This window comes from Micromonospora arborensis (assembly GCF_003205615.1).
GTDB lineage: Bacteria > Actinomycetota > Actinomycetes > Mycobacteriales > Micromonosporaceae > Micromonospora > Micromonospora arborensis.
The window spans coordinates 1-20,706 of the sequence record NZ_PYBV01000018.1 but is presented as its reverse complement, the minus strand read 5'-3'; the positions used below and the strand labels follow the sequence as shown (position 1 = coordinate 20,706).

The 20,706-nt window shown below is 70.6% G+C and carries 19 protein-coding genes and 1 pseudogene; 13 read left to right on the top strand and 7 right to left on the bottom strand.

The window, feature by feature from the left end:
- Window positions 1–262: 262 nt before the first annotated feature.
- Complete coding sequence (locus C7C45_RS15315) at window positions 263–1,495, bottom strand: serine hydrolase domain-containing protein (RefSeq protein WP_110564344.1); 1,233 nt, start codon at window positions 1,493–1,495, stop codon at window positions 263–265.
- 97 nt (window positions 1,496–1,592) lie between these two features.
- Here C7C45_RS15315 and C7C45_RS15310 point away from each other — a divergent pair, with 97 nt between their 5' ends.
- The 3 genes from C7C45_RS15310 to C7C45_RS15300 all read left to right on the top strand — a co-directional run bounded on the left by C7C45_RS15310 (window position 1,593) and on the right by C7C45_RS15300 (window position 3,643).
- Entirely contained in the window at window positions 1,593–2,186 is a 594-nt protein-coding gene (locus C7C45_RS15310) for a pentapeptide repeat-containing protein (RefSeq protein WP_110564343.1), read from the top strand.
- A 156-nt stretch (window positions 2,187–2,342) separates the two neighbouring features.
- Window positions 2,343–3,284 (top strand): hypothetical protein, encoded by a 942-nt coding sequence (locus C7C45_RS15305; protein WP_244200394.1) that lies wholly within the window; start codon window positions 2,343–2,345, stop codon window positions 3,282–3,284.
- Between the two features lie 98 nt (window positions 3,285–3,382).
- Window positions 3,383–3,643, top strand: coding sequence for a hypothetical protein (locus C7C45_RS15300; RefSeq protein ID WP_244200393.1), 261 nt, complete (start codon window positions 3,383–3,385; stop codon window positions 3,641–3,643).
- Between the two features lie 45 nt (window positions 3,644–3,688).
- Here the strand turns inward: C7C45_RS15300 and dacB are convergent, their stop codons facing one another.
- Both dacB and C7C45_RS15290 read right to left on the bottom strand, forming a co-directional pair.
- A complete protein-coding gene (gene dacB / locus C7C45_RS15295; protein WP_110564341.1) occupies window positions 3,689–5,272 on the bottom strand; it encodes a D-alanyl-D-alanine carboxypeptidase/D-alanyl-D-alanine endopeptidase in 1,584 nt (527 codons plus the stop codon).
- A gap of 54 nt (window positions 5,273–5,326) precedes the next feature.
- Window positions 5,327–6,055: an MIP/aquaporin family protein gene (locus tag C7C45_RS15290; RefSeq protein WP_110564340.1), complete on the bottom strand. Its 729-nt coding sequence runs from the start codon at window positions 6,053–6,055 to the stop codon at window positions 5,327–5,329.
- A 319-nt stretch (window positions 6,056–6,374) separates the two neighbouring features.
- Here C7C45_RS15290 and C7C45_RS15285 point away from each other — a divergent pair, with 319 nt between their 5' ends.
- The 3 genes from C7C45_RS15285 (at window position 6,375) to C7C45_RS15275 (ending at window position 9,157) form a co-directional block, all read left to right on the top strand.
- The gene (locus tag C7C45_RS15285) at window positions 6,375–6,656 is read left to right on the top strand and encodes an adhesin (protein ID WP_110564339.1); all 282 of its coding nucleotides are present in this window, start codon (window positions 6,375–6,377) and stop codon (window positions 6,654–6,656) included.
- Window positions 6,657–6,918: 262 nt separating this feature from the next.
- Complete coding sequence (locus tag C7C45_RS15280; RefSeq protein ID WP_110564338.1) at window positions 6,919–7,311, top strand: cupin domain-containing protein; 393 nt, start codon at window positions 6,919–6,921, stop codon at window positions 7,309–7,311.
- Between the two features lie 43 nt (window positions 7,312–7,354).
- Window positions 7,355–9,157 (top strand): glycoside hydrolase family 15 protein, encoded by a 1,803-nt coding sequence (locus tag C7C45_RS15275; protein WP_110564337.1) that lies wholly within the window; start codon window positions 7,355–7,357, stop codon window positions 9,155–9,157.
- A gap of 81 nt (window positions 9,158–9,238) precedes the next feature.
- On the opposite strand, the gene C7C45_RS15270 is transcribed toward C7C45_RS15275, so the two are convergent.
- Together C7C45_RS15270 and C7C45_RS15265 are read right to left on the bottom strand one after the other, a co-directional pair.
- Window positions 9,239–10,429, bottom strand: coding sequence for a threonine synthase (locus C7C45_RS15270; protein WP_110564336.1), 1,191 nt, complete (start codon window positions 10,427–10,429; stop codon window positions 9,239–9,241).
- A 14-nt stretch (window positions 10,430–10,443) separates the two neighbouring features.
- Window positions 10,444–11,493, bottom strand: coding sequence for a DNA polymerase ligase N-terminal domain-containing protein (locus tag C7C45_RS15265; protein WP_110564335.1), 1,050 nt, complete (start codon window positions 11,491–11,493; stop codon window positions 10,444–10,446).
- A gap of 94 nt (window positions 11,494–11,587) precedes the next feature.
- Between C7C45_RS15265 and C7C45_RS15260 the strand changes: the two genes are divergently transcribed.
- The 5 genes and pseudogenes from C7C45_RS15260 to C7C45_RS15250 all read left to right on the top strand — a co-directional run bounded on the left by C7C45_RS15260 (window position 11,588) and on the right by C7C45_RS15250 (window position 14,170).
- Window positions 11,588–12,376 carry an aldo/keto reductase gene (locus C7C45_RS15260; protein WP_110564334.1) on the top strand — a complete coding sequence of 263 codons (789 nt, stop codon included), beginning with the start codon at window positions 11,588–11,590 and terminating at the stop codon, window positions 12,374–12,376.
- Window positions 12,377–12,506: 130 nt separating this feature from the next.
- A complete protein-coding gene (locus C7C45_RS15255; RefSeq protein WP_208641177.1) occupies window positions 12,507–12,806 on the top strand; it encodes a type II toxin-antitoxin system Phd/YefM family antitoxin in 300 nt (99 codons plus the stop codon).
- Window positions 12,803–12,919: pseudogene (locus C7C45_RS35860) on the top strand (type II toxin-antitoxin system RelE family toxin); the annotation flags it as partial. The gene C7C45_RS15255 and the pseudogene C7C45_RS35860, both read left to right, overlap by 4 nt.
- Before the next feature lie 136 nt (window positions 12,920–13,055).
- Window positions 13,056–13,208 carry a hypothetical protein gene (locus tag C7C45_RS34070; RefSeq protein ID WP_167454725.1) on the top strand — a complete coding sequence of 51 codons (153 nt, stop codon included), beginning with the start codon at window positions 13,056–13,058 and terminating at the stop codon, window positions 13,206–13,208.
- Window positions 13,208–14,170, top strand: coding sequence for a golvesin C-terminal-like domain-containing protein (locus C7C45_RS15250; protein ID WP_110564333.1), 963 nt, complete (start codon window positions 13,208–13,210; stop codon window positions 14,168–14,170). The genes C7C45_RS34070 and C7C45_RS15250 overlap by 1 nt, the downstream gene beginning before the upstream one ends.
- Before the next feature lie 78 nt (window positions 14,171–14,248).
- Here the strand turns inward: C7C45_RS15250 and C7C45_RS15245 are convergent, their stop codons facing one another.
- Window positions 14,249–15,805 (bottom strand): SulP family inorganic anion transporter, encoded by a 1,557-nt coding sequence (locus tag C7C45_RS15245; protein WP_110564332.1) that lies wholly within the window; start codon window positions 15,803–15,805, stop codon window positions 14,249–14,251.
- A 173-nt stretch (window positions 15,806–15,978) separates the two neighbouring features.
- Window positions 15,979–17,100: a glycoside hydrolase family 12 protein gene (locus tag C7C45_RS15240; protein ID WP_110564331.1), complete on the bottom strand. Its 1,122-nt coding sequence runs from the start codon at window positions 17,098–17,100 to the stop codon at window positions 15,979–15,981.
- Window positions 17,101–17,410: 310 nt separating this feature from the next.
- On the opposite strand from C7C45_RS15240, the gene C7C45_RS15235 reads away from it, so the two are divergent.
- Window positions 17,411–18,517, top strand: coding sequence for an FAD-dependent monooxygenase (locus C7C45_RS15235; RefSeq protein ID WP_110564330.1), 1,107 nt, complete (start codon window positions 17,411–17,413; stop codon window positions 18,515–18,517).
- 130 nt (window positions 18,518–18,647) lie between these two features.
- Window positions 18,648–20,405 carry an aa3-type cytochrome oxidase subunit I gene (ctaD, locus tag C7C45_RS15230; RefSeq protein WP_110564329.1) on the top strand — a complete coding sequence of 586 codons (1,758 nt, stop codon included), beginning with the start codon at window positions 18,648–18,650 and terminating at the stop codon, window positions 20,403–20,405.
- The last annotated feature ends 301 nt before the right edge of the window (window positions 20,406–20,706 follow it).

Genomic DNA, 20,706 nt, shown 5'->3' with positions numbered 1-20,706 from the left:
TGAGGCGTCCGGGGGCGTTGCGTTCAGGGGCGAGGCGTTCGGGGGCTGCGTTTCGGGGCGAGGCGTTCGGGGGCTGCGTTTCGGGGCGGCGTGCTTCGGGGGTGGCGCGTCCGCCGGGCGGTGGCTGTCGCCGCGCTGCCCCACATCTGGGGCAGCTCTACAGCGGCGGCGACAGACGGGTGGGGTCGACAGTTCGACCGTCCGGCGTCGCTGCCGCCGGGTCTGCGGAGGTCCGCGCCGAGCGGCCCGACGGTCGTCCCGGTCAGTCGACCAGCGCGGCGTAGACGAGTTGGCGCAGCTGGGAGCGGAGCGGGTAGGTGCTCGACGGCATCAGCTGGGTGAACAGCAGCGCGGTGATCTCCTCGGCCGGGTCCACCCAGAACGCGGTGCTCGCCACCCCACCCCAGTAGTACTCGCCGACGCTGCTCGGCACCCGGCTGGGAATCGGGTCGTCGACCACCGCGAACCCGAGGCCGAAGCCGACCCCGTCCAGGGTCGACTCGGCGAAGCCACCGGTGGACAGAGTGCCCAGGTCCTGACCACCGGGCAGGTGGTTGCGGGTCATGAACCGCACCGTGCGCGGCCCGAGCAGCCGAACCCCGTCCAGCTCGCCGCCGCGCAGCAACAGTTGCGTGAAACGGTGGTAGTCGGGCGCGGTGGAGATCAGCCCGCCGCCGCCGGACAGCAGGACCGGCTTGCGGTACGCGAGCGCGCCGAGGCTGTCGTGACGGACCGCCCGACCGCTGCGCGGATCCGGTACGTGGAGTGCGGCCAGCCGCCCGGCCTCGTCGCCGTCCACCCACCAGCGGGTGTCGGTCATGCCCAGCGGGCCGAAGATCCGGTCGGCGAAGAACGTGTCGAGGCTCTTCCCGGAGATCACCTCGACGAGCCGGCCGAGCACGTCGGTGGCGACGGAGTAGCCCCAGGCCGAGCCGGGCTGGAACAGCAGCGGCAGCTCGCCGAAGGCCGCACACGCGGTGGCGAGGTCGACGTCCGCCGGCGGATACAGGTCGTAGCCGGCGGCCCGGTAGAGCCCGTCGACCACCGAGGTCTGCATGAAGCCGTAGGTCAGGCCAGCGGTGTGGGTGAGCAGGTGCCAGACCCGGATCGGCTCGACCGCCGGCACGGTGTACGGCTTGAGTGTCGATCCCTTGGAGTAGACCCGCAGGTCGGCGAACTCCGGCAGCCACCGGCTGATCTCGTCGGTCAGCTCGAAGCGGCCCTCTTCCCACAGCATCATCGCCGCGACCGAGGTGACCGGCTTGGTCATCGAGTAGATCCGCCAGAGCGTGTCGGCCTCGACCGGCGCTCCCGACTCCCGGTCGGCAAGCCCGTACGTCGAGGAGTGCGCCACCTCGCCGCGACGGGTGACGACCACCTGCCAGCCGGCCAGCCGGCCGTCGTCGACGTACCTGCCGAAGTGCTCGTCGATCCGCGCCAACCGCGCCGGGTCGAAACCGATCTGATCCGGGTCCGTGCTCCGAGCCACACTCACGTTGCCGAACCTACTAGCCGGTACGCCGCTGCCGGAAGGGGGCCGCCACCAGACCTGCCGGCCGCAGGGTGTCGCTGGCGCCCACTAGCCTGGCCGGATGCCGGAGCTGACCGAGGACGCGACCTTCCGCAACGAGGACTGGTACGGCGAGGAGTTGACCGACCGGCACTTCGTGGGCTGCGAGTTCTTCGACGTGGACCTGACCGAGGCGGTGAGCCGGGGTGCGGTCTTCACCGGCTGCACGTTCGGCAACGTGCAGTTCAACGCCTCCCGGCACGTCGACTCCGCCTTCACCCGATGCGTCTTCCGGCGGTGCAACTTCTTCGAGGCCGAGTTCACCGGCTGCAAGCTGGTCGGCAGCACCTTCGTCGAGTGCGACCTGCGCCCGTTGGCCGTGGACGGCGGCGACTGGTCCTTCGTCGCGCTGCCCGGTGCCGATCTGCGGGGCGTCCGGCTGACCGGCGTGCGGATGCGCGAGGTGGACCTGACCAGGGCCAATCTCACCGGGGCGACAATCACCGGTGTCGACCTGTCCGGGGCGCAACTGCTCAACGTGCGGCTCGGCGGTGCTGACCTGCGCGGCAGCGATCTCACCGCGCTCGACCCGACGGTCGTCGAACGGGCCGGTGCCATCGTCGACGTGGAGCAGGCTGTCGTCATCGCGCAGTTGCTCGGTTTCCGGATCGGCTGACCCGAAAGGGCGTTCGCGATCCGGTCGATCCCGTCCCGGCGGGCGAGGTTGTCCGACCGCGTCCGGTGGCGGGCTGGACACGTCCGGCAGTCCGGATCTAGCGTGTCGTCCACACCGGTACGAGCCTGAAACGGCCCACAGTGGACGGTGTGGACCGTGCCGGCCGACGACGACGGCCGGGCGGTGGAGGTGGAGGGGTCGGTGGCGGACGAAGACCGCGCGCAGGCGCAGAGCCGCACCGCGCTGCGCCGGGTTACCCGTGCCCGGCAGCGGCGACGCTGGGCGGTGGAGGGAGTCGCCGTACTCGTCTGCCTGGTGGTGTTGATCTCGTACCTCGCGAGTCGGCCCGACTCGAAGCCCGGCGACGACCAGGCGGGCGGCTCGGGCGACGTGCCCGCCGGTGCCGCCCGTCCCACCGGTCACCCGGCCACCGACGGGCGCACCGTCGAAGCGGGGCCGGCGATGCCCGGCCTGCGTCCGCGCCAGCGCCCACCCTCGCCCGACCCGACACCGTCGGCCAGCGCGCCCGTCGCGCCACCGGCGTCGCCCAGGCCGGTGGTGCTGTCGGTGACGCGGGGGGAGATGCCCGCGGAGGTCGACCTCACCGCCGTGGGCACCCGGGACTGGATGCACTGGGGGGAGCGTGGCGGCAGGTTGACGGTCCGTAAGCGCGCCGGCTCCGGGGAGATCGTCGACGCGGGTGGCGCCGGCACCCGGGTCGGCTGGGACGGCAACCAGGAGTCCGTCCGCTGGTCCGACGGCTCGTCGGAGCGGTCGGCGAGGGGCAGGTCCAACGGCGTCTACACCTGCGGTGCCGGCAATGGGTTCACCCTCGCCATCGCGGGCAGCGGTGAGCCGCGCACGGTCCAGCTCTACGGGGGCATCTGGATGGCCCGGGGGCGCCTCGAGGTGCGGCTGTCCACGGGTGGGCCCTCCAGCGCCGCGGTGCTGGAGGATCCGTACACCAGCCAGAGTGCTCAGTTCACGATCCGGTCCACGGTGCCGAAGGGTGCCCGACTGCTGCTGACCTGGACCGTCGAGAAGGTCTTCACCCCGCGCTGCGGCAACGTCGGCCTCCAGGCAGTGGCGGTTCGCTGACCGACCGATCGCACAGCGGGACAGTTTGTCCGTCGCCTACGGCCGAGGAGGTCGTAACTTTCTGCTGTCCCCATCCGACCATCCAGTGTGGAGGCGACGTGCTCCGCGACATTCCCCTGCCGCCGTACGTGACGGGCGAGGACACCCAGTTCGCAGTACGGGCGGTGGTGGTGCACGCCCCCCAGCGGTGGTCCGGGGGAGTGGTGTGCCGTAACGATGCCAGCCCACACCCGTGCCGCCTGCACCGCTGGGGCACCCGGGTGTTGGCCCTGCGTGGGCTGCGGGCTGCCGACATCGCCGCGCTCATCGAGCGCGGCGACCCGACGGCGGTGGTCCCCCCACCGGACCGTCCAGCCTGAGTCCGCGTCCGGCCGGGAGGCGCGGGTGCGCCTCCCGGCCGCCGCTCAGCAGGTGATCGGCTTGACCCAGGAGCACTCGACGCCCTCCGGGGTGCGGGGCGTCTCCGGCACCGCCGGCGGTGCCACCCGTGCCGTGGTCGCAGCGCCCTCGCGGTACCCGGCCAGCGCCACGGCGATCTGATCCTCCAACGACTTGACCGACGCGGTCAGGTAGTTGTTCAGCAGAATGGAGAACGCCAGCAGCCGGCCGTCGGCACTGGTGACGTAGCCGGAAAGCCCGGAGACACCGGTCAGGCTGCCGGTCTTGGCGTGCACGTTGCCCGCCGCCGCAGTGCCGGCCATCCGGCTGCGCAGGGTGCCACCGACGAACCGCTCGGGTTGCCCGGCGATCGGCAGGGCCGCGTACCAGGTGGCGAACCACGGTTCGGCGCGGACGGCGCTCAGCAGGTCGACGAACTCCGCGGCGGGGACCAGATTGCGCCGGGACAGCCCCGAGCCGTCGCGCTGGCGCAGCCTCCCGGTGTCCATCCCGGTGTCGGCCACGTACTCGCTGATCGCGGTGAGTCCGGCCGTCCAGGTGCCCGAGCCGGAGAGGACCCGGCCGATCTCCTTGGTCAACACCTCGGCGTGCCCGTTGTTGGAGAGCTTGAGGAACGGCGTCATCAGCTCACCCAGGCTCATCGAGTCGTGCCGCGCCACCGGCTGGGCCGTCTCCGGGGTGGGCTGGCCGAGCACGGTCCGACCGAGTACCCGGACGCCGTGCCGGTGCAGCGCCGCCCGGAACACGTCGGCGGCGTAGCCGGTGGGCTCCCAGACGGTCACCCAGTCGCTGGCGGGCTCGTCGCCGACGGCGATCTGGCCGGTCACCACGACGGTGTTGCCGCCGTGTTCGCGCTCGATCGAGATCGACGTCTCGCCCTCGGTGACCGTCTTGGCGCGGTTGTCGATGTGGACGTACCCGGTGGGTGGGGTGGTGCTGACCACCGGTGGGGCGCCGGCCCGGTCGGCCGGTGCGGCGTGCACGATCACGGTTCCCGCGTCGTAGTCGGTGTCCGGAGCGACGGTCAGCGCGGAGACCTGGGCGGCGTAGTAGTAGGGCTCGTCGTCCCAGGTCCAGTCGGGGCCGAGTCGGGTGTGGTCGTACCGGGTGTCGTCGGCGACCAGGTTGCCGGTGACCACCCGTACGCCTTCGGCGGCGACCTGCGCGGCGAGCGCGTCGTAGTCGGCGGCGAGCATGGTCGGGTCACCCCCGCCGCGGAGGTAGAGGTTGCCGGAGAGCAGGCCCGCGCGGCGCTTGCCGGTCGTCTGTACGTCGGTGGCGAAGCGGTGCCCCGGGCCGAGCAGCTCAAGGGCCGCCGTCGAGGTCAGCAGCTTGGTGTTGGAGGCGGGGACCAGCCGGCGGTCACCGTTGCGGTCGTAGAGCGTCTGTCCCGTGCTGGTGTCGACCACGACGACCGACGCCTGCGCGCCAGCAAGTCGGGTGTCGGCGAGGATCGTGTCGATGGTGTCGTGCAGTCGGGTGGTCGCGGGGGTGGGCGACTCGGCCGTGGCACCGGGCGCTCCGGCGGTGGCCGCGGTGGCGACCAGTGCGAGCAGCGCGAGGGCCCGGGGGAAGTGACGGCGATGCATGCGCAGATGCTGTCACGAAGGTATTCGCCGGAAAAGGGCCTCGGGCGTAGGTTATTACCGGCTGGGCTCTTCCGGTCGGCCGACCGACTTGTCGTGGCCACCCCAGTAGTGCCGCTGCGCTCCCATGACCATTGGGGCGACCAGCGCGGCGAGCGCCCCGCCGAGCAGCGGGAAGACGATGAACACCCAGAGCTGCCGCAGGGCCACGCCACCCTCGAACACCGCCGGGCCGAACGCGCGGGCGGGGTTGACCGCGGCGCCGGTCAGCGTCACGCCCACCAGTTGGGTTACGGCGAGAGCCAGCCCGATGGCCAGCCCTGCCGTGCCCGGATTCTCGCTGCGGCTGGTCACCACCAGGACGACCAGCACGAAGAGGAAGGTCAGAACGATCTCCAGCACGGCGGCGCCGCCCCGGTTGATGTGCGCGCCGTAGCCGTTCGTGCCCAGCGCCCCGGTCTGGTCCGCCACGTCACCCCACCGGGTCAGCGCCCAGAGCGCGAAGGCGGCGACGGTCGCGCCGACGAACTGAGCGATCCAGTACGCCACCGCGCCGATCACCGAGATCTTTCCGGAGAGCAGCACACCGAGCGTCACCGCCGGGTTGACGTGGCTGCCGGACAGCGGGCCGATCGTGTAGACGAGGGCGACCATCACGAACCCGAAGGCCAGCGCGACCACCACCACACCGCCGTCAATCCGCGCGGCGACGGCGCTACCCACTCCGAAGAAGACCAGCAGCAGGGTGCCGAGCAACTCGGCCGCATACCGACGGTAATCACTCATAAGCGCAGCGTAAACACAGTTCCGATGGTGATCGCCGGAATCCCCGTCTGTCATCGGCACGGCGCCGGCCCGGCGGCGCAACGGTGACAACCGCGCCCGGCCGGCCTCGGCCACCGCTCTCGACTGACCTGCGTCTATTTGACGGATGGTCCAGCACCGGGCACGGTGGGGAGTGAAGGGGCCCTCAGCTGCCCCGATTCGATGCGACGGCGACGACCGTTCGCCTCCTGTCGCCTCCCACGTGTGCTCGTACGCGGGCCGACTGTCCGGTCTGCGCAGTTCCCGACCGCGAGCCGAGAATCCGCGAGGAGTTCCGCCAATGCTCACCATGACCGATAACGCCGTGCTCGTCATCCGCGACCTCGCGAATCAGCAGGACGTCGCCCAGGACGGCGGAGTACGCATCGCCGCCGATGCCGACGCCGGCTCGCTCACGGTCGAGTTGGTGCCCGAGCCGGTGCAGGGCGATCAAGTGGTCGACAACCAGGGTGCCCGGATCTTCCTGGACGAGGATGCCGCCGAGCTGCTCGGGGACGCGTCGGTGGACGCCACCGTCGACGACGAGGGCATCATCCAGTTCGGCTTCACTGAGCGGCAGTAGGCGAGCCTGAGGCCGCCCGGCGGGTCGAAACGAGCGCACGGCGCCGCTTCGACCGTGGTCGGAACGTCGCCGCGCTCTGGCCGTCTCCCACCACCGCAGCCGTTCGGCGGTACGCCAGCGGGGACCTGGCTCGACCGGCCATTCGCGCCGGTCAGAGTCATCGATCCCCGGCCTGCGCGAATCCAAACCTCCCGACCGTGGGGAATTCCACCCTCTGTGCTTCCCGGCGTGGCGCGCTGCCGAACGGGGTATGAGCGCGGGCATGGAGCACTTCACGATCGCGACCGTTGCTGAGAAGAGCCCGGATTTCCGGCGGGTGCTGTGGACCGGGGACCACACCCAGTTGGTCATCATGACCATTCCCCCCGGTGGGGAGATCGGTGAGGAGGTGCACGAGGAGATCGACCAGATCCTGACCTTCGTCAGTGGCATCGGTGAGGCCCAGGTCGGCGGCGCGAAGCGCAAGGTCGTCGCGGGCGACCTGGTCGTGGTGCCGGCGGGCACCAAGCACAACTTCGTCAACACCGGCCCCAACCCGCTGGTGCTGTACACCGTCTACGGGCCGCCGGAGCACGCCGACAAGGCCGTACACCGGACCAAGGAGGAGGCCGACGCGGCCGAGGCGGCGGGCAGGGACGAGCCGCCGGGCGAGTGATCCGGCGGAGCCTGATCCGGGCCAGCGCGGGTACCCCCGGCGGGTGGAGCAGCAGCAGCCGCCGATCTCCGACTACGGGTTCCTGTCGGACTCCCGTTCGGGGGCGTTGGTCGGCAAGGACGGTTCGGTCGACTGGTGGTGCCCGGACCGGTTCGACGGGTCGTCCGTGTTCGCGCGGCTGCTCGACCCGGGGGCTGGCCACTTCCAGCTGGCGCCGGTCGGTGTCGGCGGCCAGGGTTACCGGGTGGAACGCGCGTACCTGCCGGACACGTTGGTGCTGCGGACGGTGCACCACACTCCGCACGGCAGCGTGGCGGTCGTCGACGCCCTGGCCGCCGAGGTTGGCGCCCGCGCCCACGAGCTGGGTAAGAACTCGCCCGCCGTCCTGATCCGGGTGGTCCAGGGGCTGTCGGGCCGGGTGCGGATGGCGCTGGACTTCGCGCCCCGCCCGGAGTACGGCCTGCTCACGCCGTACCTGCACGAGCAGCCGGACGGCGGGGTGCTGGCCGGCGCCGGCCCCATCGTGCTGATGTTGCGAGCCGGGGGTCTGCACCTGCGAGCGGGCACCGATCGGGTGACCCACGAGTTCGAGGTCTCCGCCGGTCAGGTGATCGGGATTGACGTGGCCTTCGGCGAGGCGTACGGCGACGCGCCGGCCCGGGTCGACCCGCTGGCCACCCTCGCCGAGACCACACAGGCGTGGCAGGCGTTCCGGGAGACGCACGGGTATTCCGGCCGCTACCCCGACCTCGTCAAACACAGCTCGACGGTCCTGACCGGCCTCACCTACGCCCGGAGTGGCGCGGTCGCCGCCGCACTGACGTCCTCGCTGCCGGAGCAGATCGGCGGCGACCGGAACTACGACTACCGCTACTCCTGGCTACGGGACTTCTCGTTGACGATGCGGGCGCTCTGGGTGGCGGCCTGTCCCGACGAGACGTCCCGGCTGTTCGCCTGGGCGACCCGCTCGATCGGCCGGTTCGGCGACGAGCCCGTTCCGGTGCTCTTCGGACTGGAGGGAGAGCGTGACATCTCCGAGCACCACTGCTCCCACCTGCTCGGATACCGTGGCAGCAGGCCTGTGCGGGTAGGCAACGACGCCTGGCGGCAGCGGCAGCTCGACGTGCCGGGTGAGGTGATGTCCGCGGTGTGGCGCCTGCGCGACTACCTCGGCGCGACGTTCGAGGGCGAGTTGTGCGAGATGGTGCTCGGGCTGACCGAGCAGGTGGCCTCGACGTGGCGGTTGCCGGACCGGGGCATCTGGGAGACCCGGGGCGAGGAGCGCCACTACGTCTCGTCCAAGGTGGCCTGCTGGCTCGCCATGGACCGGGCGGTGGGGCTCGCCGACCGGCTCGGCGACCGGGCCGACCCACGTCGCTGGGCCAAGATCCGCGACGAGATTCGCGACACCGTGCTGCGCGAGGGGTGGAACGAGCGAATCGGGGCGTTCACCGGTGCGTTCGGATCGCCGGAGCTGGACGCCTCGGTGCTCGCCCTGCCGGTCACGCACTTCCTTCCTGCCACCGACCCACGGATGCGCTCGACAATCGCGATGGTCGAGCGCGAGTTGGGCACCGAGGGCGGACTGCTGCGGCGGTGGACGACCGACCCGGCCGGATTCCTGCTGTGCTCGTTCTGGCTGGTGGAGTGCCTGGTGATGACGGGTGAGCAGCAGCGGGCCGAGGCGCTCTTCGAGCGGGTCGCCGGGTACTCCAACGACGTGGGGCTGTTCAGCGAGCAGATCGACCTGTCCAGCGGGATGCAGCTCGGCAACACCCCGCAGGCGCTCTCCCACATCGGGCTGATCAACGCGGCCTGGCGGATCACCCGGCCGGACAGCTACTGACCGGTCGGCGTGCCTTCCCGGCCGGAATCCTGCGACAGACGGCACCCCGCGGTCGGCACGGTCCGCGGGGTGCCCGCCACCTCAAACCAGCAGGGGTACGCCGGACACGTCGACCGTGTCCGGATACTTCAGCCCGGAGCCGGTGTTGAGCACCACCACCCGCTCGTCGGCCCGGATCCACCCGCCGGCGCGCAGTTGCCGTGCCGCCGTCAGGCAGGCCGCCCCCTCCGGGCAGAGCAGCAGCCCCTCCCGGGCGGCGAAGTCCCGAAGGTCCGCCAGGATGTCCGCGTCGTCGACGGCGACAGCCGTGCCGGACGATTCCCGCAGCGCCGCCAGGATCAGCTCGTCGCCCAGCGGCGCCGGCACGGTGATTCCGAACGCCACGGTCTGCGCGTCCGCCCACGGCTGCGCCCGGTCCTCGCCGGCGGCGAACGCCCGCACGATCGGCGCGCAACCGGTCGACTGCACCGCCACCAGCCGGGGCAGCTTGTCGCCGATCCAGCCCAGTTCGCGCAGCTCGTGCAACGCCTTGTGGATGCCGATCAGGCCGACACCGCCACCCGTCGGATAGATGATCACGTCGGGCGCCTGCCAGCCGAGCTGCTCGACGATCTCGTACCCCATCGTCTTCTTGCCCTCCAACCGGTAGGGCTCGCGCAGCGTGCCGGCGTCGAAGATCGCCCCGTCCGACGCCGCGATCAGCTCGGCCACCCGCCGGCCGGCATCGCTGATCAGCCCGTCGATCAGGCGCAGGTCGGCCCCGGCGGCGACGCACTCACGCCGGCAGATGCTCGGCGCCTCCAGCGGCATGACGATGGTCGCACCCATCCCGGCCCGCGCGGCGTACGTCGCCCAGGCTGACCCGGCGTTGCCGTTGGTGGGCATCGCGATCCGCTCGACGCCCAACTCACGGGCCCGGCTCACACCGACCGCCGCGCCACGCGCCTTGAACGAACCGGTCGGGATCAACCCCTCGTCCTTGACCATCAGGTCCGCGATGCCGATCTCGGCGCCGTACGTCGGGGCGCGCAGCAGCGGCGTCCAGCCCTCCCCGAGCGTCGTGACGTGCCGTGGGTCGCCGACCGGCAGCAGTTCCCGGTAGCGCCACAGGTCGGCCGGGCGAAGTCCGAAGCGTTCCGGGGTGACCGCCTTCGCCACCGCCGGCAGGTCGTAGCGGGCCAGCAGCGGAGAGCCGCACTCGCAGAGGTTCTGCACTGTGTCGGCCGCGGATTCCCGCCCGCAGCGCGGGCATTCCAGGTGGGTCAGGTACACGTCGCTCCTCGCCGTCAGACCGCGTCGATGCTCTGCCAGCGTCGGCTGCGCCGCCCCGGCTCGTACGCCGAGTCCAGCCGCTTGGCGACCACGCCCGGCAGGCCCTGCTCCCGGCCGGCGCGCAGGGCCTCGTCGCCCGCGCCCGGGAACCACGGCGGAGTCTGCCAGTGCGGACCGGCCAAGGCCAGCCCATCGAGCAGCTCCCGGCGTTGCGCGTACGGCACGTCGACGCTGCTCACGCCCTCAAGCCAGAGCAGGTCGACGACCAGGTACTGGGCGCCCGCGGGAACTCGGCTGCCGCTGGCCGGTCGGATCGGGCGCACCCGGCCGGCACCGTCGATACGAACGAGCACACCGTCGAGCACGGCCTCGGTGGGCGCGAGCGCCTCGGCCATCGCACGCAGCCACGGGTACCCGCCGGTGATCTCCTCGTCGGTCTCGGAGAGCAGCCGCAGCCGGCCGCCGGAGACGTACGCCATCGCCCGGACCCCGTCCCACCGCAGCTCGTACCCCCAGGCGGCACGGTCGCGGGGGAGCCCGGCGGCGGGCGTGGCGTGCATCGGGCGGACCAGGTCGGGCATCGGCGTCCAACCCGGCGGCGCCGGATCGGTACGCCGGACCATCCAGTCCCGCCCTCCGGTGGCGAAGAGGGCGTAGCGGCCGGCCGTCCGGTCACCGGAGAGCGTCACGATCACCTCGTCGGCACGCCACTTCTCGCACCGGTAGGTGCCCCGGTCGTGGATCACCATCCGGCCGCCGCCGTACTCACCGGCGGGGATCTCGCCGGCGAAGTCGAGGTATTCCATCGGGTGGTCCTCGGTGTGTACGGCGAGGTGGTTGCGACCCGGATCACGGGGGAGGCCACGCGGCACCGCCCAGGAAGCCAGCACGCCCTCGTGCTCCAGGCGCAGGTCCCAGTGCAGGCTGCGGGCGTGGTGCTGCTGGATGACGAAACGGGCGGTGTCGCCGTCGGGGCCGGCCACCGCGGGGCTCCGTTCGGGCACCGGCTCAGGCGTACGTGCCGCGTCACGTCGTCGCCGGTACTCCTCCAGCCGGTCGGTCACACCCGTATTCTCCGCCAGACCGGACCATCGTGCGGGATGCCGGAGTGTCCGGTTCGCTCGGCGGGCGAGGGCTCGGCGGGGTAGAACGGACCTCATGGACCTCACCGACCAGCCCACCGCCCTGCTTCCCGGGGACGTGCGGATGCCCCTGCTCGGCTTCGGCACCTGGCAGGCCACCGGCCAGGCCGGTTACGAGGCGGTGCTGGCCGCGCTCGACACCGGCTACCGGCACCTCGACACCGCGACCATGTACGGCAACGAGCGGGAGGTCGGCCGGGCGGTGCAGGAGAGCGGGCTGCGCCGGGAGGACGTCTTCATCACCACCAAGCTCCCGCCGGACCGGGTGGGCCGGGAGCGACAGACGCTGGAGGCCAGCCTGGAGGCGCTCGGCGTCGAATACGTGGACCTCTGGTTGATCCACTGGCCGCCGTCGTCGCCGGGGGACAGCATCCCGCTCTGGCGCGAACTGCTCGCCGCGCGGGACGGGAATCTCGCCCGGGCGGTCGGCGTCAGCAACTACAGCACCGCGGAGATCGACGAGCTGATCCAGTCGACCGAGGAGAACCCGGCGGTCAACCAGATCAAGTGGAGCCCGGCGCTGTACGACCGGCAGCGGCACGCCGAGCACCGGGATCGGGGCGTGGTGCTGGAGGGGTACAGCCCGTTCAAGACCAGCGACCTCAGCGACCCGGTGTTGACCAGGATCGCCGCCGCGCACGATGCCTCCCCGGCGCAGGTGGTGCTGCGGTGGCACATCGACCACGAGATCGTGGTGATCCCGAAGTCGGTGACCCCGGAGCGGATCACCGCCAACTTCGACGTCTTCCACTTCTCGCTGACAGCGGAGGAGATGCGCGACATCGACGCGCTCGGCGAGGTCTGAATCGGCGACTTCCTTCAAAGGTCGGTGTTCTTAGTCCAGCGGCTCGGTCAGCGGCGGTGCCGACAGGCCACGGCTTGTCCCGCTTGTTCAGTAATGGAGCCACGCGGTACCGCGTGGTACAGTCGTGTGTATGGAGAGGATCACGTTGCGCGAGTTCCGTGATGGCGCGGGTCGGGTGCTGGACGGGGTTGAGCGCACCGGTGAGCCGGTCATCATCACCAAGTACGAACGGCCGGTCGCCGTGCTCGTCGGCATCGACGAGTGGGAGGAGATTGAGGCGTTCCGAGACCGCCGGGATTCGGCGGTGATCGCCCAATCCCGTACTGAAGGCCAGTTCGTGCCGCTGTCGGCGGCGCTGGAGTCGCTCGGGGTCGATCCCCGTGAGGTGGAGGCGCTGCTGGCCGACCGGGCCAACGGCGAGGCGGCGTGAAGGTTCAGATCGACCGGGACGTGTTGGTCTGGCTGCACAAGCAGCCACGCAACGTTTTCCTGGCCGTCCTGGGCGCGATCCTCGGCTTGGTCTCCGACCCGGCGCCGCAGAACTGAGGGTCTGAATCGGCGATTTTCTTCAGCTCGCGACTCGGCCGTGAAGGCTATCGACATCGACGTTTGTGACGGTATAGCGTGCCGTCATCACGATCGTCGATCCGATCGAACCCGCCCTCGCTGGAGGATCGCCATGGCCCGCTCACCATCCATCCGTCTGCGCCGTCGCGGAGTGCTCGGCATTCCCGCCCTGGTGGCCGCCGCGCTGACCGTCGTCTCCCGACCCGCCCCGGCGAGCGCCGCACCGAAGGCCGAGTGCCTCGCCGACCTGCTCCAGGACGCCTGATGGCGACGATCCCCTGGCTGGTGGACGTGCTGCGCGCCGCCGGGGTCCAGGTCGTCGTCGAGGGCGACTGGCTCAACCGGATGCGACCGGGCTCCTTCGACCCCATCGGGGTGCTCTGGCACCACACCGCCTCGACCTCCAGCGCCAGCAACCCACACCCGGCCCTCGGCATCTGCATCAACGGTCGGTCCGACCTGCCCGGCCCGCTCTGTCAGGCGCTCGTCGACTACAACGGCGTCTTCCACGTCATCTCGGCCGGCCGTTGCAACCACGCCGGGGTCAGCGGCGGCAGTGGGCCGATCCCGGCGGGGGACGGCAACACCCTGATGATCGGGTGGGAGATCGACTACAACGGCGTCAGCCAGGAGATGACCAGCGCGCAGTACAGTGCCTCGCTCGCCGCCACCGCCGCCGTGCTCACCCGGCTGGGTCGCGACAGCAGCTATGCCCGGGGGCACCGGGAAACCAGCACCACCGGCAAGATCGACCCGTCGTTCATCGACCTGAACGTGATGCGGGCCGACGTGGCCGCGAAGATGGCCGGCGGCACGGCCTGGTCCTCCACCGTGGACAACACCACCAGCGGCCGCTTCACCGCCAGTGCCAACTGGGGCGTGTCGTCGTACTCCAGCCAGCGGTACGGCGCCGACTACCGGTACGCCGACCCGGTCGCCGCCAGCGACGTCGCGTGGTACCGGTTCAACGTCCCGGCCACCGCCAGCTACCGCGTCGAGGCCTGGTGGCCGGCGAACTCCGGTTACAACAGCGCGGCCCCATACATCATCGCCACCAGCACCGGTAACCAGACGGTACGCGTCGACCAGCGGGCGACCGGTGGGCAGTGGCGGGTCCTCGGCACGTTCACGCTGCCGGCTGGTGACGCCAACCGGGTGGGCGTGAGCCGGTGGAGCAACACCACCGGTCTGGTCATCGCCGACGCCGTACGCCTCACCCGCGTCTGACCTCGACGGCCCCGCCGCGGCTTGATCGACTCGACTTCCCGGAAGTCGGGGTGTCCCACGTGCGAGGATGCCCCGACTTCAGGGAACCCGAGGCTTCGCGAGGGGCGGTGCAACGTGCCCGTGCGCATCCGGAGACTGACGACCCCGAGTCACGCACGGGGCGGTGCGTTTGCCGGTGCCGAGCCCGTCGGTGCCCGCACGGTGAAACCACGAGCCGTGTACCTCGCTGACCTGGACTTTGCCACCGGACCGCGTGTAGGACGCCTGCCAGTCGCGGATGGTCTCGTAGGCGCCGTGGTCGAGATAGTCCAGGTGTAGTTCGAGTTCGACGTGCTTCCCCGGGGGCAGGGCGGCGAGTCGGCGGGTGAGTCGTCCGGAGGCGACGAAGGCGAGTGTTCCGGTGATCGACACGAGCCAGGTGTCGGAGTTCGGCTCGGTGACGTGAATGTCGCACCGGGCCAACCGCCGCACCATGAAGAGCGCCGCCGTCGCCATGCCCAGCCCGACCCCGATGAGCAGGTCGGTCGCGGCCACGCCGACCGCGGTGATCACATAGATGGGCAACTCCCGGTGTCGGGCGTACGTGCGGATCTGGGCGAGGCTCACCAGCCGCAGGCCGACCACCACCAGGACGGCGGCGAGCGCGGCCATCGGGATCATTTCCAGCAGTACGGCGCCGGCCAGCACGAACCCGGCGATCCAGACTCCGTGCAGGATGCTCGAGGCGCGGGTGCGTGCCCCGGCCGCGACGTTGGCCGAACTGCGCACGATGACGCCGGTGACCGGGAGGCCGCCGAGCGTTCCGGATACGGCGTTCGCGGCGCCCTGAGCGATGAGTTCACGATCGAGGTTCGCTCGTGCGCCGTCGTGCAGGCGGTCGACGGCCACCGCCGAGAGAAGAGATTCCACGCTCGCTACCAGGGCGATGGTGATGACCGCCGGAAGGACTTCCCACAGCGGTGAGTCGGGCCAGCGGGCGAAGGTGAGCGCGCTCAAGGGGTTGGCGGGCAGATTCACCCGCTGCACGTCGGCACCGAGGGCCGTCGCGACCACAGTGGCAACCACCACCGCCACCAGGGTCGCCGGCAGCATGGTGGTCTTGACCAGACGTGACCAGATCAGCAACAGCGTCATGGTCAGCGCGCCGAGCAGCACGGACACGCTGTGGTAGTCGGCGACCTGGCCGGGTAGGTCACGGAGATTCGCCCACGCGGAGCTCTGGGGCGCGCCGCCGAGCGCTACGTGGATCTGGCTCAGCGCAATGACCAGGCCGATGCCGGCCAGCATTCCGTGTACGACTGTTGGCGACAGGGCGAGCGCGGCCCGCCCGAGGCGGGTGATGCCCAGCAGGATCTGCAGCAGCCCGGCGGCGGTCACGATCGCGGCGGTGCCGGCGAAGCCGAACTCGGCGATGGTGCCCGCGACGATCACGGTGAGCCCAGCCGCTGGCCCGCTGACCTGGAGCGGCGCGCCGCTGAGCGCGCCGGCGACTATCCCGCCCACGACGGCGGCGATCAGCCCGGCCAACAGCGGTGCTCCGGAGGCGGCAGCGATGCCGAGGGACAACGGGATGGCGATCAGGAAGACAACGATCGACGAGGGGACATCGTACCGAAATAGCGTTATAACCGACATGTTCGGAAGGTACTGAGATAATATTAATGCATAGTTAAGCGTGATTCTTTCACCCGCGACCTCGCCGGGGTGGCCGCGCGGATCGTCGCGCCGTCAGTCTGGTCAGGCCCGCGCACAGCGACGTGCGGGGGCGTGACCTGGACGGTCACGCCCCCGCACGTCGTGGTGTCGGCTCAGGTGCGGGAGCAGGTCGCCCCGTTGAGCGAGAAGCTGGTCGGGGACGAGTACGACCCGCTCAGGGTGCCCTGGTAGCCGAAGCTGGCCGTGCCCCCGGGTGCCACCGAGCCGTTGTGGCCGGTGTTGCGGGCGGTCACCGTCGATCCGCTCTGGCTCACCGTGGCGTTCCAGGCGTTGGTCACCTGCTGCCCGCTGGGCAGGCTGTAGGTGAGCGTCCAACCGTTGATCGCGCTGGACCCGGTGTTGGTGATCTGCACGTCCGCCGTGAAGCCGTTGTTCCACGAGTTGGCCGTGTACTTCACCGCGCACCTCGCGCCACCGCTCGGCGGCGGGGTCGTCGGGTTGGTCGGTGGCTGGCCGCCACCGTTGACGTTGGCCGAGAACGACGTCACCGCGAGGCCGACGCCGCCCTGCCAGGGCTCGAAGCCGGCCTGGATGCTGGTCAGGTACCAGGAGTTGGTGATCGCGCCCCGGTTGCGGGTGTCGTTGATGAAGTCCAGCACGCTGAAGTTCAGGCTGGAGATCGCCGACGACGCGACGTACGAGATGACGTTGTTGGAGCCGTTGCTGCCCCGCCAGACCTCCCAGGTGCGGCCGGCCAGGTTCGTGGTGCCGACGACCGAGCCGATGGGCTGGATCGGGCCCTGCCGGTTGAGCCAGATCATGATCTCCATCTGGTTCACCCCGTCCCGCTTGGGCGACGGGTCCAACCAGATGTCGTACGAGGCGTTGTAGGTGGCGCCACTCACGTACCGGTAGGAGATGCTGCTGGTGGCGCTGCTGATCTGGGACACCTGGATCGGCAGGTTCGTGCCGGGCGAGCAGTTGGTGTAGTGACAACCGAAGAACACCGAGGGGTACGCCGTCGGTGCGCCGTTGGTGGGGCTGCTGCCGTTCAGGGTGGTGATCTCGAAGCCGTTGCTGGTGACGTTGATGCACTGCTGGGCGGTGGTGCCCCAGCGGTTGTTCTGCACCACGTAGCGGCCCTGGATGACGGCCGAGCCGTACTGTTCGCAGATCTGGGTGTCGGCGGACGCGTTGCCGCCGAGAGCCACGGCGACGATCGAGCCGCTGAGCAGCAGGCCGGCGGCGACCATGGCCCGAAGTGGACGTTTCATGACGCTCCTTGACTGCGGCGCGTGCCCGGGCGCCGGACGGTAGTCGGTGGACGGGCGGATGCGGGAGCGCTCCCACGCTCGATGACACATTTACATGTCTGAAACTCTTGCGCAACCGGACGGGCCGAACACGCCAAATGTGAGGATTGCCATGCCCCGCCGGACGGGCGGCGACGGGCAGCCGGCCAAGCGGTGTGGGTCGCCGACGAGCGGCTCCACGCGGACCGATCGGGCCTGGCGTGCACCGATCGCTCCGAGTAGCGTGTTGCCTCCAACGCGTTCCGCTCCCCCTCCGGAGGCGTACACCACCATGGGTGGCTCCCCCCTGCGCATCCTCGTCGTCGGCGCGGGCATCGCCGGCCTGGCCGTGGCCCGGGCGCTGCGCCTGGCAGGCTTCCGGCCGGACGTCACGGACAAGCTGCCACCGGGGGAGTCCACCGAAACCGGCCTCTACCTGCCCGGCAATGCCGCCCGCGCGCTGCACCGGCTCGGTCTGCACGATCCGGTCCGCCCGCTCGGGCAGGTGATCCACCGGCAGCACTTCTTCGACGCCACCGGCGCGCACCTCTGCGAGGTCGACCTCGACACCCTCTGGGCCGGTGTCGGCGAATGCCGGGCGCTGCCCCGGGCCGACCTACACCGGGTCCTGCTCAGTGGCGCCGGCGGCGCCGTCCGGCACGGCGCCGAGGTCCGCACCCTGGAGCTGCTGCCGGGTGCGGTCGGGGTCACCTTCACCGACGGCACCACCACCGAGTACGACCTGGTCATCGGCGCCGACGGCCCGCGCTCCTCGGTCCGCGCCCTGGCCGCGCTCGGCGGGCCGCCCCGCCCGGTCGGTCAGGTGGTCTACCGGGCCGTGCTGCGCGACGGCCCACCGGTCACCGAGTGGACCGCCCTGCTCGGCCAGCGCTCCGGGTTCCTGATGGTGCCGATCGGCGCCGGGCGGCTGCACCTCTACGCCGACGAGGCCGGCACCGAGGCGCCCACCGACCCGCTGGCCCGGCTGCGTGAACTCTTCGCCGACTACCGGGGCCCGGTGCCCGAGGTGCTGGCGGCACTCGACGGGGTGCACGTCGGGATCACCGACGAGGTGGAGCTGGGCCGCTGGTACCGGGGCAGAGTGCTGCTGGTCGGCGACGCGGCGCACGCCACCGCGCCCACGCTGTCCCAGGGCGCGGCGATGGCACTGGAGGACGCCGTGGTGCTGGCGGAATCGCTGCATGCGGCCAGCAGTGTGGAGGCGGCCCTGGTGGCGTACGAGAGTCGTCGCCGTCCGCGTACCCGGTGGGTGCGGGACCGGACCCGGGACCGCAACCGGACCAGGGACGTGCCGCCGGCGCTGCGCGACCCGCTGCTGCGCGGGCGCGGCGGCCGGATCTTCGGGGAGCACTACCGGCTCCTGCTCGGCCCGCTGTAGCCCCGTTGGAGATCGTGTCACGCCACCCCACGCGGCGTTGCGACCTGCCGGGGACTATCCTCCTTGCGGATGACGGCCCGCCGATAACCAGCGTGTGCCGAGCGGGACAACCGAGAACCGGAGGCCACTCGTGACCACCGTCGCACCCAAGCCGGTCGTGACCCGGCCCTGGCCGGTCCGGGAGCCGGTCAAGGGGTCGGCCATCGCGCGGCTGCTGCGAACCACGGACGCGAAGCAAATCGGGATCATGTACATGATCACCGCGTTCGTGTTCTTCATGATCGGTGGCCTGATGGCCCTGATCATGCGGGCTGAGCTGGCCCGACCCGGGCTGCAGTTCCTGTCGCCAGAGCAGTACAACCAGCTCTTCACGATGCACGGCACGATCATGTTGCTGTTCTTCGCGACGCCGATCGTGTTCGCGTTCGCGAACTACATCGTGCCGATCCAGATCGGCGCGCCCGACGTTTCCTTCCCCCGCCTGAACAGCTTCGCCTACTGGCTGTACCTGTTCGGCGGCACGATCGCGACCGCCGGTTTCCTCACCCCGGGTGGCGCTGCTGACTTCGGCTGGTTCGCGTACGCGCCGTTGAGCAGCGTCGAGCACTCGCCCGGCGTCGGCGCCAACATGTGGATCATGGGTCTGGCCATCTCCGGTCTGGGCACCATCCTCGGCGCGGTGAACATGATCACCACGGTGCTGACCCTGCGGGCGCCCGGCATGACCATGTTCCGGATGCCGATCTTCACGTGGAACATCCTGGTCACCAGTCTTCTGGTGATCCTGGTCTTCCCGCTGCTGGCCGCCGCGCTCTTCGCGCTCGCCGCGGACCGCATCCTCGGCGCCCACGTGTACGACGCGGCGACCGGTGGGCCGATGCTCTGGCAGCACCTGTTCTGGTTCTTCGGGCATCCCGAGGTGTACATCGTCGCGCTGCCGTTCTTCGGCATCATCAGCGAGGTCATCCCGGTCTTCTCCCGCAAGCCGATCTTCGGTTACAAGGGTCTGGTCGCCGCGACCGTCGCGATCGCCGCGCTCTCCATGAGCGTCTGGGCGCACCACATGTTCGCCACCGGCCAGGTGCTGCTGCCGTTCTTCAGCTTCCTCAGCTACCTGATCGCAGTGCCGACCGGTATGAAGTTCTTCAACTGGATCGGCACGATGTGGCGGGGCCAGATCAGCTTCGAGACGCCCATGCTCTGGGCGGTCGGCTTCCTGGTCACCTTCCTCTTCGGTGGTCTCACCGGTGTGCTGCTGGCCAGCCCGCCGATCGACTTCCACGTGTCGGACTCGTACTTCGTCGTGGCGCACTTCCACTACGTACTCTTCGGCACGATCGTGTTCGCGGTCTTCGCCGGCATCTACTTCTGGTTCCCGAAGATGTTCGGCCGGATGCTCGACGAGCGCCTGGGCAAGATTCACTTCTGGCTCACCATGATCGGTTTCCACACCACGTTCCTGGTGCAGCACTGGCTCGGCAACGAGGGCATGCCCCGCCGGTACGCCGACTACCTGCCCAGCGACGGCTTCACCACGCTGAACACGATCTCCACGATCGGCGCGTTCATCACCGGTATCTCCACGCTGCCGTTCATCTACAACTGCTGGAAGTCGTACAAGACCGGCCCGGTGGTCGAGGTGAATGACCCCTGGGGTCACGGCAACTCGCTGGAGTGGGCGACCAGCAGCCCGCCGCCGCTGCGCAACTTCGACCGGATGCCGCGCATCCGCTCCGAGCGGCCGGCGTTCGACGCGAAGTTCCCGGAGTTGGCCGCCGGCCAGAGCCTGGCCGGCCCGCCGGAGGGTGGTGCCAAGCCGCTCACCAGCGAGTCGGACGGCGGGGCCAGCTACCGCGAGGACATCGCAAGCGACATCGATCGGCACTGACGCTCAACCACGGCAGTACGACGGGCGCCGCCCCCGGGACCCCCCGGGAGCGGCGCCCGTCGCTGTGTGGTCCGGACCATTCGGCGCCGTCGTCGTGTGTGGTCCGGGCGATTCGGCGCCCGTCGTCGTGTGTGGTCCGGCGATGCGGTGCCCGTCGCGTGTCCGGCTCGCCGCCGTGCCCGGTCCGGTGCCCTGTCAGGTTCGGCTTCGGCCGGGCATAGTGCGGGCCGAGCCTGGTCCAGCTCGATCCCATCCTGCCCGCCGCGCGGCGCGCCCGCGCTTGGCCGTGCCGGGCCGGGCC

Bases quoted from the DNA above. Each gene is read 5' to 3' on its own strand.
- C7C45_RS15255 (WP_208641177.1), top strand. From the start codon at position 12,507: ATGGAGAGGATCACGTTGCGCGAGTTCCGTGATGGCGCGGGTCGGGTG.
- C7C45_RS15290 (WP_110564340.1), bottom strand. From the start codon at position 6,055: ATGAGTGATTACCGTCGGTATGCGGCCGAGTTGCTCGGCACCCTGCTG.
- C7C45_RS15260 (WP_110564334.1), top strand. From the start codon at position 11,588: ATGGACCTCACCGACCAGCCCACCGCCCTGCTTCCCGGGGACGTGCGG.
- dacB (WP_110564341.1), bottom strand. From the start codon at position 5,272: ATGCATCGCCGTCACTTCCCCCGGGCCCTCGCGCTGCTCGCACTGGTC.
- C7C45_RS34070 (WP_167454725.1), top strand. From the start codon at position 13,056: ATGGCCCGCTCACCATCCATCCGTCTGCGCCGTCGCGGAGTGCTCGGC.
- C7C45_RS15245 (WP_110564332.1), bottom strand. From the start codon at position 15,805: ATGTCGGTTATAACGCTATTTCGGTACGATGTCCCCTCGTCGATCGTT.
- C7C45_RS15250 (WP_110564333.1), top strand. From the start codon at position 13,208: ATGGCGACGATCCCCTGGCTGGTGGACGTGCTGCGCGCCGCCGGGGTC.
- C7C45_RS15285 (WP_110564339.1), top strand. From the start codon at position 6,375: ATGCTCACCATGACCGATAACGCCGTGCTCGTCATCCGCGACCTCGCG.
- C7C45_RS15280 (WP_110564338.1), top strand. From the start codon at position 6,919: ATGGAGCACTTCACGATCGCGACCGTTGCTGAGAAGAGCCCGGATTTC.
- C7C45_RS15310 (WP_110564343.1), top strand. From the start codon at position 1,593: ATGCCGGAGCTGACCGAGGACGCGACCTTCCGCAACGAGGACTGGTAC.
- C7C45_RS15235 (WP_110564330.1), top strand. From the start codon at position 17,411: ATGGGTGGCTCCCCCCTGCGCATCCTCGTCGTCGGCGCGGGCATCGCC.
- C7C45_RS15240 (WP_110564331.1), bottom strand. From the start codon at position 17,100: ATGAAACGTCCACTTCGGGCCATGGTCGCCGCCGGCCTGCTGCTCAGC.